The organism is Acinetobacter sp. GW821-FHT01C12 (assembly GCF_059422625.1).
Window position 1 is genome coordinate 88,689 of the sequence record NZ_JBWKXD010000006.1, and the last position, 12,107, is coordinate 100,795.

The 12,107-nt window shown below is 32.5% G+C and carries 13 protein-coding genes; 4 read left to right on the forward strand and 9 right to left on the reverse strand.

Features of this window, described 5'->3' with window-relative positions:
• Window positions 1-347: 347 nt before the first annotated feature.
• Both AC07WY_RS14645 and AC07WY_RS14650 read right to left on the reverse strand, forming a co-directional pair.
• On the reverse strand, window positions 348-1,604 hold the full coding sequence (locus tag AC07WY_RS14645) for an alpha/beta hydrolase family protein (RefSeq protein ID WP_494736590.1): 1,257 nt from the start codon (window positions 1,602-1,604) through the stop codon (window positions 348-350).
• Window positions 1,605-2,285: 681 nt separating this feature from the next.
• On the reverse strand, window positions 2,286-3,578 hold the full coding sequence (locus AC07WY_RS14650) for a serine aminopeptidase domain-containing protein (protein WP_494736591.1): 1,293 nt from the start codon (window positions 3,576-3,578) through the stop codon (window positions 2,286-2,288).
• Window positions 3,579-4,131: 553 nt separating this feature from the next.
• Here AC07WY_RS14650 and AC07WY_RS14655 point away from each other — a divergent pair.
• From AC07WY_RS14655 to AC07WY_RS14665, 3 genes are all read left to right on the forward strand, one after another.
• Window positions 4,132-4,833: a 3'-5' exonuclease gene (locus AC07WY_RS14655; protein ID WP_494736592.1), complete on the forward strand. Its 702-nt coding sequence runs from the start codon at window positions 4,132-4,134 to the stop codon at window positions 4,831-4,833.
• An 85-nt stretch (window positions 4,834-4,918) separates the two neighbouring features.
• Complete coding sequence (locus AC07WY_RS14660) at window positions 4,919-5,614, forward strand: hypothetical protein (protein WP_494736593.1); 696 nt, start codon at window positions 4,919-4,921, stop codon at window positions 5,612-5,614.
• Between the two features lie 346 nt (window positions 5,615-5,960).
• Window positions 5,961-6,251, forward strand: coding sequence for a hypothetical protein (locus AC07WY_RS14665; protein ID WP_494736594.1), 291 nt, complete (start codon window positions 5,961-5,963; stop codon window positions 6,249-6,251).
• A 74-nt stretch (window positions 6,252-6,325) separates the two neighbouring features.
• On the opposite strand, the gene AC07WY_RS14670 is transcribed toward AC07WY_RS14665, so the two are convergent.
• From AC07WY_RS14670 to AC07WY_RS14685, 4 genes are all read right to left on the reverse strand, one after another.
• A complete protein-coding gene (locus AC07WY_RS14670) occupies window positions 6,326-6,553 on the reverse strand; it encodes a hypothetical protein (protein ID WP_004721965.1) in 228 nt (75 codons plus the stop codon).
• Between the two features lie 1,242 nt (window positions 6,554-7,795).
• A complete protein-coding gene (locus AC07WY_RS14675) occupies window positions 7,796-7,978 on the reverse strand; it encodes a CopG family transcriptional regulator (protein WP_262085485.1) in 183 nt (60 codons plus the stop codon).
• Window positions 7,979-8,224: 246 nt separating this feature from the next.
• Complete coding sequence (locus AC07WY_RS14680; protein WP_262085484.1) at window positions 8,225-8,581, reverse strand: roadblock/LC7 domain-containing protein; 357 nt, start codon at window positions 8,579-8,581, stop codon at window positions 8,225-8,227.
• A 922-nt stretch (window positions 8,582-9,503) separates the two neighbouring features.
• Window positions 9,504-9,695 carry a hypothetical protein gene (locus tag AC07WY_RS14685; RefSeq protein WP_262085483.1) on the reverse strand — a complete coding sequence of 64 codons (192 nt, stop codon included), beginning with the start codon at window positions 9,693-9,695 and terminating at the stop codon, window positions 9,504-9,506.
• Window positions 9,696-10,068: 373 nt separating this feature from the next.
• Between AC07WY_RS14685 and AC07WY_RS14690 the strand changes: the two genes are divergently transcribed.
• Complete coding sequence (locus tag AC07WY_RS14690) at window positions 10,069-10,506, forward strand: SRPBCC domain-containing protein (protein WP_262085482.1); 438 nt, start codon at window positions 10,069-10,071, stop codon at window positions 10,504-10,506.
• A 536-nt stretch (window positions 10,507-11,042) separates the two neighbouring features.
• Here AC07WY_RS14690 and AC07WY_RS14695 read toward each other — a convergent pair.
• The 3 genes from AC07WY_RS14695 to AC07WY_RS14705 form a co-directional block, all read right to left on the reverse strand.
• Entirely contained in the window at window positions 11,043-11,219 is a 177-nt protein-coding gene (locus AC07WY_RS14695; protein WP_494736595.1) for a DUF2164 family protein, read from the reverse strand.
• Between the two features lie 184 nt (window positions 11,220-11,403).
• Complete coding sequence (locus tag AC07WY_RS14700) at window positions 11,404-11,604, reverse strand: helix-turn-helix transcriptional regulator (RefSeq protein ID WP_494736596.1); 201 nt, start codon at window positions 11,602-11,604, stop codon at window positions 11,404-11,406.
• On the reverse strand, window positions 11,601-11,978 hold the full coding sequence (locus tag AC07WY_RS14705) for a hypothetical protein (protein ID WP_494736597.1): 378 nt from the start codon (window positions 11,976-11,978) through the stop codon (window positions 11,601-11,603). Before AC07WY_RS14705 ends, AC07WY_RS14700 begins: the two co-directional genes overlap by 4 nt.
• Window positions 11,979-12,107 lie beyond the last annotated feature (129 nt).

The window sequence follows — 12,107 nt, forward strand, 5'->3', positions numbered from 1 at the left end:
TAATCTACAAATATTGTGAATTATGGTTAATATAGGAATATATCTTTCCTCACTTTACTTTAAATAAATTCTTCTCAATATTTATTTTTATTGTTTAATTTTCAATTAATTTTAAATACTTAATATTTCGACTTTTTAGTTAATACATATTAAAAACTAACACTGATGATGAATAAATCAAAAACCAATACTGATTTCAATAGAAATAATCAATAACTAGATTAAAACAAAAATTCTAAAGTCATTTTTTCAAAGAAAGATTGAAGGCTGGTCTTAATGATATAAAAATACCCTTATTTTTAGTCATAAGGGCATTTCTACGCTGTTAGAATTAAAATGATCAAAAATTAATTAGCAAGCAAGGTCTTAACATCTTCTAGCAATTGTCCATTATCAACATTCGCTGTGAATGAACCTGTATGGCTCCAACTCGAATTGGTTCTATAATCAATTTTAGTGGTTAAAGCTCGCGCTTGTGCCACCAGAGCATCCGTTGCCTGTGGCAATACAACAGTGTCTTTACCACCCTGATAAATAATAATCGGCGTGTTAACTAAAGTTTGTAACGGCTGTGAATCTTTATCCAAAAATTGTCTTACGATTGGAACATTCTTATAACCCTCTTTTTTACGTGGATAACCTTTAAGACTGCCGTTCTTAATATTATAAACAGTCATCGGTAGTGCAAAAGCTGCCCCCATTCCCGCAATACATTCTTTTTCTGCTTTCTCAGCAATTTTATCAGTTGGTATTTTAAATATAATACTGTATGCAGCTTCAGTTGGATTTACTGCCTTTATACCCGCTGCCATATAAGCTGTTAAAGTATCTAGTGCAGCATAACCGCCTATTTGAATTACCCCATCCTGATCTGCTAAAGCCATTTCTGAAAGGTTTTCGATCAATTCCAGATTATTTGCGGGTGCCATTGCAACTGCACCTTTATAATCCATATTGGCACGGGCTGCATACTGCGCGGCACCTAATGCTGCATGACCACCTTGTGAGAGTCCTGCAACAGCCCATTTGTTGGATGCTTTATTACCTAACCAACTTTTGGTTGCCACCACAGCATCAGTAATCGAATAAGCTTCGCTTTTTAAATTTAAAAACGGATGGATCTCTTTCTCACTCGGCTCACCCATACCTTCATAATCGGGTGCAACCACCACATAACCTTCTTTAACAAAGTTATCGATCATTTTTTGAGTATGCTCATCTATTCCAGCCACAAATAATTTATTTTTACTCGGCGCACATGAGTCAGCAACACCTGTCGTTCCATGTGCCCAAGCCACAATTGGCCAACCTCCAACAGGCGGTGCTGTTTTGGGAGTAAATACCAATGCGGTTGCCTGAGTTTCTTGCCCTGTGATGCCTTTCATTTTATAGGTCATCACCACACTCTCATCCGCATTTGGCGGAAGAACATCATTTTTAATATTATAGGGGACTGGTGTATTTACTACTGGATTTTGAATATTGTTCACATCTGTATTCGCATCTGGACCACTGGATGAATGATCACTTTTATCATCACCACCACACGCCGTTAGAAATAGAGTCGATCCAGCCAATAAGACTGAAACTAATTTAAATTTCATATAATTCTTCCTTTTTATCATTTTTTCTATCACTTCAGCAGGGTCAACCAATCGTTTGCCTACGCTGATCCAATAGATCACTCATCTTAGTTTAATGAATGTTTGTGTAGTTATTACTTCATAACACCTTGCAATATTTAAGCTAGGCTTTATTACAATTATGATATAAATATAAATTTAGCAAGTGAAATTTAATCATTAAAATATATTAAATTATCTCATTAATTTATGTTTTCATTATTTAATTAACTGAAGTTAAAACATTAAAAAAAATATCAGCCTGCATAGACTGCTTGTCAACACCCTATTTTTAATATATTTTTCGCAACCTTAACTATAAACAAATTCTTATCAATCTTTGGTTTTATTATTTAACTTTCAGTCAATTTTAAGGAATTAATTTTGAGTATTTTTTGATATTTCACATTAAAAATGATCCTGAGTGTGATTTAAGCCAAAAGCAGTACCCATCTTAATTTTGTATCACCCAATCAAAGATCTGCCTTTTAGTAGAAGCAATGGATAAGATGGATCACAGGAATAGCCAACAGATAGACCAAAAGGCTCCTATTGAGCTTTTTCTAAAATTAAATACCGATCTCCAGGAGATAAAAATACCCTTATTCGTAGAAATAAGGGCATTTTTATATTATAAGGATTAAAACACTAAATACTCAAAAATTAATTGGCAAGCAAGGTCTTAATATCTTTTAACAACTGACCATTTTCAACATTAACTGAGTATACGCTAGAGTGATCCCAAGTCGGATTCGTTCTATAATCAATTTTAGTAGTTAAAGCGCGCGCCTGCGCCACTAAGGCATCTGTTGCCTGTGGCAATACGATCACATCTTTACCGCCTTGATAAATAATAATTGGAGTTTTGATGAGCGTTTGTAACGGCTGTGAATCTTTATCCAAAAATTGTCTTACGATTGGATCATTCTTATAGCCCTCATTTTTACGCGGATAGCCAACTAGACTTCCTTTATTTTGCCCCCTATAAATCATCATTGGTATCCTAAACTCAAAAGCCATAGAAACAAGACATTGTCTTTCTCCTTCTGCCTTTTCAGCAATTTTATCAGTTGGTGATTTAAATACGATACTATATATAGGCTCAGTCGGATAAACACTTTTCATACCTGCTGCCATATAGGCTGTAAGCGTATCGAGCACCATATAGCCATTTATTTGAGCTTGCACATCCTTATTATTCGCCAAAGCCATATCTGACAAGCTTTCAATCATTTCCAAGTTATTTGCAGGTGCCAATGCAATAGCACCCTTATAGTCCATATTAGCACGGTCTGCATATTGTGCTGCACCCAATGCCGCATGACCGCCTTGTGAGGCTCCAACAACAGCCCATTTATTAGACGCTTTATTGCCTAACCAGCTTTTGGTTGCCACCACCGCATCGGTAATTGAATAAGCTTCACTTTTTAAATGTAAAAACGGATGAATCTCTTTACCACTCGGCTCACCTAAACCTTCATAATCTGGTGCAACCACCACATAACCTTCTTTAACAAAGCTATCGATCATGTTATAGGTAGATCTATCTTCGCCAGTTAAAATCGAAATCGTAATTAATGAGTTTCTACTTGGTGCACACTCGTCGCCCACACCTGTAGTCCCATGCGCCCAAACCACAATTGGCCAACCTCCAGCAGGCGGTGCAGTTTTAGGGGTAAAGACCAACGCGGTTGCTTGAGTTTCTTGACCTTTAATACCTTTCATCTTATAGGTCATCACTACACCTTTTTCTGCATTCGGCACAGTAAAATATTCTTCATCGTAATTTTCAATGACATACGGTTTTGGTGTATTCACCACAGGATTTTGAATATTGTTTACATCAACGTTTACATTTGGGCTTGTGGTCGAATTATCGCCCTTGTCATCACCACCACAGGCCGTTAGAAATAGACCAGATCCAAGCAGCATGATTGAGAGTAAATTTAATTTCATATGATTCATCCTTGTTTCTCATTTTTCCGATCACTTCAGTGTTAACAAATCATTTGTCAACACCACCCCCTGAGCGTTAATCTTTAGCTTCATGACATTTTTTATTACATCACACCGTGCAATATTTAAGCTGGGCTTTATTATGATTAAGCCATAAATACAAATTTGGCAAGCGAAATTTAATCTACAAATTCACTTAATTATTTTAATAATTTAATTATTTATTAATTAATCAACTGAAATTAATATATTTTAAAATATACTCACCTCTCAAAAAATACTTACTCACCCCAACACCCATTACGGTTCAATAAGTTCAACTATAAACAATTTCTTACCAATATTTGATTTTATGATTTAACTTTCAATCAATTTAAAAGTATAAATTCCGAATATTTTTTAGATATTTCACATTAAAAAAATGATACTGAATGCGATTTAAGCAAAAGTCAGCACTTATCTTAATTTTAGATGGGTTTCATTTGTATTTCGCGCCTAAAAAAGTTAGTTTAATGTGGCACTATTTCCTATCTATTTGTTGAGGAACAAAGGTATGCAAGCCATTATTTTAGATACTGAAACTCATACACTCAATGGATTGCCCATTGAAATTGCTTATGCACCAATTCAAATTCAACAAGGGAAATTAAGCTTAGATCGTGAACAAATGTTCGATCAACTTTATAGTATCGGCAATGAAAAAATTTCTTTCGGCTCAATGGCTGTTCACCATATCTTAGAGTCTGATCTTGTAGGGCAACCTAATTTTTCCAGTTTTGAACTTCCTCAACAAACCATTTACATCATTGGACACAATATTGATTACGATATTCGGGCTATACAGCAGTGTGGAGTAGATACATCTCATATCAAAGCCATTTGTACGCTGGCACTTGCTCGTCTTGTTTGGCCTGATGCTGAAGCACACAATATATCCGCACTGATTTATATGATCAGTAAAGGCAGTGAGAAAGCACGTGAAATGTTAAAAGGTGCGCATCGTGCAGATGCTGATATTATTTTAACTGCAAATATTCTCATGCATATTGTTTACCAACTCAAAATTCAGACCATTGAAGAATTATATAAAGCCTCAGAAGATGCGCGTATCCCACGTAGTATTAACTTTGGTAAGCATCGTGGGACTGCGATTGCAGAGTTACCGAAAGACTATGTTCAATGGCTGCTTCGTCAAGATGAGCTAGACCCCTATTTACGTAAAGCTTTGGAGAATGTGAATATTGTCACACTTTAAGCTGGTGATTTGTAACAATAAAGTCATATTAGTGTAATTTTCATTCTTTATTCTGAGGTCAATTTATTGGGGAATAATTTGACTCATGGATCACTATTTTAAAACTGATTTGGGAATTCAGACTTTAAAACACCGCTCAATTCAACTCACGGCTCGCCAAAGACAGTTACTGCTTCTTATCGGCACAGATGATTTTAAAATTTTGAATAGTGCACTAAAGCAACGGCTTGCAACACCAGAACTTATTCAGCAACTAGAAGAACTCGGTCTAATTTTTCAAAATCAGGTGAATGGTGCATCTCAAACAAAGTCAAAAATAACATCAGAATCACCAAAGCTAGAACAGTCAAATCATTTAACCCCTTCAAATCATACAACTGAAACTAGCTTTAAACCGTCGCCTAAAGTATTTAAAAATTCAACAATTATTAATGATACCCAGCTAAGTCAAAATACAAAATCATCAGATCCACACCTCATCCAGCAAAGCATGAATACCGTCACCTCTACACACGTAAAACATGCCGAAATTACGCCAGAGATGAATTATATAAATTTTGATAACATCAAACAAAGAATGGTTTCCCTGCTACAGGCTCATTGTGGCTTGATGACCAAACAATTAGTCATGCAAATACAGCAGGCAAAATCAATTCGAGATATTAAATTTTGCCAAATGCAATGGATTACAGCACTTCAAGAAAGTCGAATCTCCCCTCAAGAATTAAACCAGACCATGCAACAAATCAATTATTCACTCCAACATTTACAATCATCTTAAATCGCTCCTAAATATTTATTTCAATGTGCTTAGAATGACAAATGAAGTGCTTTTAAGGTCATTCTAAGTCTTTTTATTTAAGGGTATTTTTGATTTATTTTCGAATATCAAAATCTTAAAGCCAAATAAGCTACCGCCAATAAATCAAAGTTGTATGTATATTGAGATGATTTATTGGCACAACGTTATCCTAACTTTGAAAGTTTAAATAGGAGAAATACACATTAATTTTTAAAATAGCTCAAGCCTATTCCCATGCATTCATATCTCTTTACAAAATCGCATTGTCTGTTTTACAAGCATTCTGTAGAATCATAAGCCAATGATTTAAAATAATTAGACACTTATGACTCAATATCTTACAAAATCGACCAACCAAACAGCTTTAGAGCTTTCAAATTTTTACCCAACGTTTGAACAATGTTTAACTGCGGTGTCCAATATTAAATATCAAAAAGATCTACGCATCAAATGCGATCCCATTTCATCTCAACATATTTTGGTTGAAAGCTATTCTCGAGGTACGCTTCAAGATAAGTTTAAAATTGAAAAAAATGCAATTGAGCATGCTAACAAAAATCGTTTAGCCTTATATCATCTTGTTGCCGTCACACTCGATCATTTTAAAGCTGCTTAATCTCTATTAAATAGGTTACAAATAAAACGTGTTGGGCTATTTAACCCAACACGTTTTTTAATTCATCCTAGAAATTAACTGACTTGTTCAATCACACGATAAATGCTGTCACTCTCTTTACTTTCAAAAAGCAACTCGATACTTGGTAAGATCTTCTCGCCATCAACAACGATATGATCAATTTTTTGGAACAATGATAAATTATCTGTGTCCTCATGCTCTTGCAGTTTATTTAACCAAGCCATCGCATTCAGCTCATTACTATATTGATCCTTGACCCTTACTGTAATCATTTCAGTCATTTTTCTGTCCTCTTTTTTATATACTGTTTTCTTATAGCATGCCCCAATCTAAAAATTAGCTGAAAGTTGTTAGATTTTATGGCAATGTTAAAATTCAGCTACAATACTGTTTTTTTTATTTATAAAATAAAGAGTTGCTTTGAATACTTTATGTAAATACAGCTTGATTGAATTATTTCATGACGTTTCAGAAAATCAGAAAAAGAAAAGCCCGCATTTCTGCGAGCTTTTTATGTTGGAAAGCTAGTGCTTATTTTTTATTTGAACTGGAGTCACAAATTCAATAAGCCGTCATTGATCTGTCCAACTACTTCGTAGCGTCTTGTCGACCTACTGTAGTTTTAATATAGTCAGATACATTTTGATCTGCAAGATGCAGTAACATTATTGAACGATATTGCAGCAATTTTGAAATTGAATATTTTTTTAATTGGTAGATAATAGATAAGTTTTGTTGATTTTATTTACTGTTTTATCAAACATCAAAAAATCTAAATAACATTAAAAAAGACAAGCCAGCAAAAATTATTTTATAAAAAAATGTATAACCCCATGACTCCAAACAACCTATTCTATTGATTATCATTAAGATTTATACATCCTCAGCATCTTTAGATGTCTTGTTCATAAATCAAAAGCAATCATACTGAATGGAGAATTTTGATATAAAAAATCCCAGCTCTCTTTTGAGAAAAATTAGGATCAGAGGATTTTATGTTGATTTATGCTTTTAAAAATGGGCTAGAACCAAGCCTATTTAATACCTATTCAGCTTCGATTTTTAGGTGTTTTTATTTTGACAAATATACAATTTTTACAGTGCCTTCAGCCCCAATTTATCTAAACACATTTTCTGAATGTCATTTCTATTGCTGTAATTCAATCGGCTTTTAAAGCACCTACAGTACAGCCTAGACTGGGTGTACTTTAAATTTTCAGGAATGATGATACCAAAGCATTCCGTCTCAATATGCCCTTTTTGCGATAAAGGAAGCTCTGATTTACTGAGCAGAATACCAAGACCAAATATAATAAGTATGGTAAAAATGATTAAAGCTTTATGGCAAATGATTTTCTTAATCACGGGTGATTCAACAAACCGGACATGATGAAATCAATCCTAACTTAAATTTCGGTGATTGAAGTATTTAATTTCTATACTTTAAAAATAATTTGAAATATAAAATAAAATTTAAGGCCAAATAAAATATTTTCGAACAGAAATATTTATACTTATTATCTTTACTTCTTCTTTGCTACAGATGATTGAGTTGAATATTCAACATTATGCTTATCTAAATATTCACGAATTAATTGACGAACAACTTGAGATGGCTTTAAATCTTGAAGATTACACAATTCTTCAAAAGCTTGCTTTTTGTTTGGATCAATCAGGATTGTTAATCTTGCAGTTTTATTTTCCACAGCGCATTTTCCTTAGATTTCTTTGCTATAGAATTGTAATAATATTTACAAGATTTCCAATGAAAACTTTTAATCCTATAACACTCGGAGCATTACCCCATACTATTGAATTTAAATAAATTATTCTATTTTCAATGAAAACAAGAAAACATTATAAATCACTGTAAATATTATCAAATATTTAAATTTAAAAGAAAATTATGAAAGGCTATCGCAACATTATTGATGCAATAGCCACCCCCTATTTTAAGAGAAATCTAATTCTTTTTCGAAAATTCTGAGTTCATGTCGTGCCATTGCTAGATTAGATTTTTGACGATCTAATACTAAATATAAAAATAAATTATTATTTTTATCCAACGGTCTCAATAAGTGATATTGCTTACCTAGTGTAATTAAAATGTCATCTATCGTATCGCGTAATTTTAAAGCTTCTGCTGTTTTCATTTTTGCTTTTAAAACCTCAGTATTTCCAGCAGCAGCGAGTTCTAAATCAATTCCTGTTCCGTATGCAGCCAATGATAACCCACTTGTACTATCAACAAGTGCTGCTGCTGTGAATCCGTCAATTTCGGTTAAAGGTGTTAAGTCAATTTTAGCCATTTATATATGCCTTTTATTAAGTAGAGATAATATGAGTAGAATTTAAAGCATACTCATATTTAAAAGTATCATAAAATTACCATAAAATATTATTTAATGATAATAATTTGTAAATTTATTTTAATAAAAACAATGTCTTATGTTAATATTATTCCATATTTAAAACATTTAATAAAAAATAAAACCAACAAATAAAATTAATAATGCAGATATAAGAATGAATAAAAACATGAATAAAAACTAAAAAATACCAAAAACTTAAAGATAAAAAATATTAAATATAGATACTTATGAAAATAATATATTTAATGATAATCAAATAATAACAACATATATTCAAATATAAGCTTTAATTATACTTTTATTTATTACCACACTTTTCATTAAAATATTTAACACACCAATTACAAGCAATTCTTCCCTACATATTCAAAAGAAGTTCTTTAAAACAGCTAAAAGAAAAATAATATGTAAATCAGAAAGCGAATTCTGAAGACATCCTCTCTCGATCAGCCCAAAAGATAAGCTGAACAGTATTTCTGTGAATGTTCCTCAATGGAGAGGAAATGCTCAGGAAAATGTTAATATGTAAGTAAGTTTTGAATTAGCCGTATCGAGGCGGCAAAATTTATTTAAAGAAAACACGGTTAGATTTTTTATAAAAAAAATGGTAATGAACAGTGCTATGAGATAAAGCCTCATTACATCTTTCCATCAACTATGAATTTTTAGAGCTAATGTGGCAGGATATTATTTTCCAAAGTGACTTGATGATTTACTTTAGAACTTACAGAGTGCAGGACATTTTTATTCTAGATAGTATTTCAATCTATAAAGAAATAGGATAGCGCCCATTTACTTGCTTTAAAACTTATCAGGCTATAGAAACCTCTTTTATCACTAAATATCAGATCATGTTTTGTTAAACAATCAACCAAATTTTATAAAATTCCTGAATATCAGATTCTAAAAACTCGTCACAATCACTATCATATACAAAGGTTTTTTGTTCTAGTAAATATTCAGCTTGATGCTCTGTAAGGTATTCTTTTAAAAAAATTTTAAATTCATTAGCACGTTCTGGGAAAATATGTTCTCCATCATAACAAATCATCGTTATTACCTCTTTAAAATCACAAAACCACTGCTACAGTTTACACAAAAACGTATTATGATTCAAACTAAATAATATTTACGTGAAATATATCACACTAATATCATGTTTTATTACAAATCAGACTTCATACCGCATGCTTACTAGCGAGGAAATTGTCTAAATTTTTAATTATTTAAATGCTGAGTTCATCATTCAAAACATTCTTTAATTTCAAAATAAATCAATAACATAAATAATCAATAAAATAACACTTACACTATTCAATGTTTCTAATATTCTTATTTTCAGTTAAGTGATCTTAATTTTAGTTATATTAAAAAATTAAAAGGCATGTATATTGTATAAAATACACGCTAATTAAAGAGCCGATATGAAATTTGAGATAACAACAGAAATTTTGATCAACGCACCTATTGATATTGTTTGGAAAACCTTAACAAACTTTGAAGATTATAAAAATTGGAATCCGTTTATCATCAGCCTTTCAGGAGACATCCATCAAGGCGGTAAGATCAATGTCACCATACAAAATGATGCAACAAGTAAAATGTCTTTTAAAGCAGTTGTGCTCGAAAATCAGGAAAATAAACAATTTAGCTGGCGCGGAAAATTATTAGTGAAGGGAATATTTGATGGAGAACATAAATTTAGATTAGTACAAATAACCACCAATCAAACAAGGTTAATCCATAGTGAAGCTTTTAGTGGAATTTTAGTAAAACCATTCCTAGACAATTTACAGACAAAGACCAAACCAGGCTTTGAACGAATGAATAATGCACTTAAGCTAAAGTTAGAAAATCATTAGTACACTTCATCAGCTAAATTGGCATTAAGTAAAACCAGTGTCACTTCATCTTTATACTTAGTCTCAATATAGCTTGGCTCAATCTTGCATAAAACGCCATCATTGTTGATGGTCAATTTATTAGCTGGGAAGGACTACAATATGAAGATAGAGATAATGACTTAGCATTAGCACTACCCCCTCTGTATGGGGAATTGGTAAGTAAATTTTTGATAAAATTATAAATAAAGCATTTAAACCAATGAGCTTTGAATCAATCACAATTTTAGTACTCCCAACACCAAAAAGTTAGAAGGAGTCTATTCACTAGGATTTAAATTGAATGCTGAGGTCAGCATCAATAATGAACATTTTTTCAGAGATCGACTCAATGCTTAGCAAGTAATATAATAGCCCCTTATCAAATCAACATGACCCAACATAGGGCTTTCTAAAAATCTTATCAGCATACGTTGGGTACTCATCACTGCCCCCTACTCATGACTTTATGGCCTAGAGCATTAACACTATTCTGAACAAGATTTCCAAGATGCTGCTTATTTTGTTTTGTTGATTTTTTCTTTAGACAAGATAAATAAATCTTCATTTAGATGAGAAAATCTTTCTGCTAACCACTCATGGGTATCATTGAGCGCTTGATTATAAAAATGATGTCCAAACTCTTCTACGATAAAATCAAATAAAAATTGAGCTGGAAAGTTACCCAGATCCAAGTCTAGTTCCTTTAATGCATATTTTTTAATGCGCTAATTAATTGTTCACGCGTAAACTCATCAAATGTAATTATTTGCTTCTTAGCCATAGTCTTCATTTTTGAAAATAACAAAAATTTATTACAATACTTATTTAAGATTTATTCAATCTTATCGCGTCTTAAAATGACGTTCATCATGAGTTTTAGTCATCATCTTCAGCATTAAAAATTGCTTCAATCGATAAGCCAAACAATTTTGAAATTTTAAACGCCAAAGGTAAGCTAGGATCATAACGCTGTTTTTCAATCGCATTGATCGTCTGTCGAGAGACCCCCAAATATTCAGCTAGTTGCTGCTGAGACCAGCCTTGTTTTGCTCTTAATTCAGATAAGATATTTTTCATCGATAACGCCAAGTCCCAATTGCAATACCAAAACCCCAAAGCGTTGCCATTAAGGGCCATACAAAAAACATAGAAAGATGAGGAAAGCCAATATTTTCAAGAAAACCATAGCTAAATGTAATGAGTGCTGTACCCACGAACGCAAGCGCAAAAGCTTGTAATTGGATGCGTTGTTGCATTTCATCTAAGCGAGCTAATTGTCTAATTACACTCCAGCCCACCAATATACAAGGGATTATAGGCAATAAAGTCACAAAAATTTGTGTTGAATAGCGAATATCGTCATTCTTTAAATATTTTAATGAACCGATAAGCACAACAAGATAAAGCAGCATTGATGCGCTAAACTCAATCAGAGATCTATATTTTTTCATCAGGCACCCATGTAAAGTAAGCTTTACATTAATTTAGGTCAAACATCGCGTAATGTAAAGTACCCTTTACATATTATTTTTGTTTTGAGTTAGACATTGACCTCATAATCCGCTTTCAATTGCAAGTTT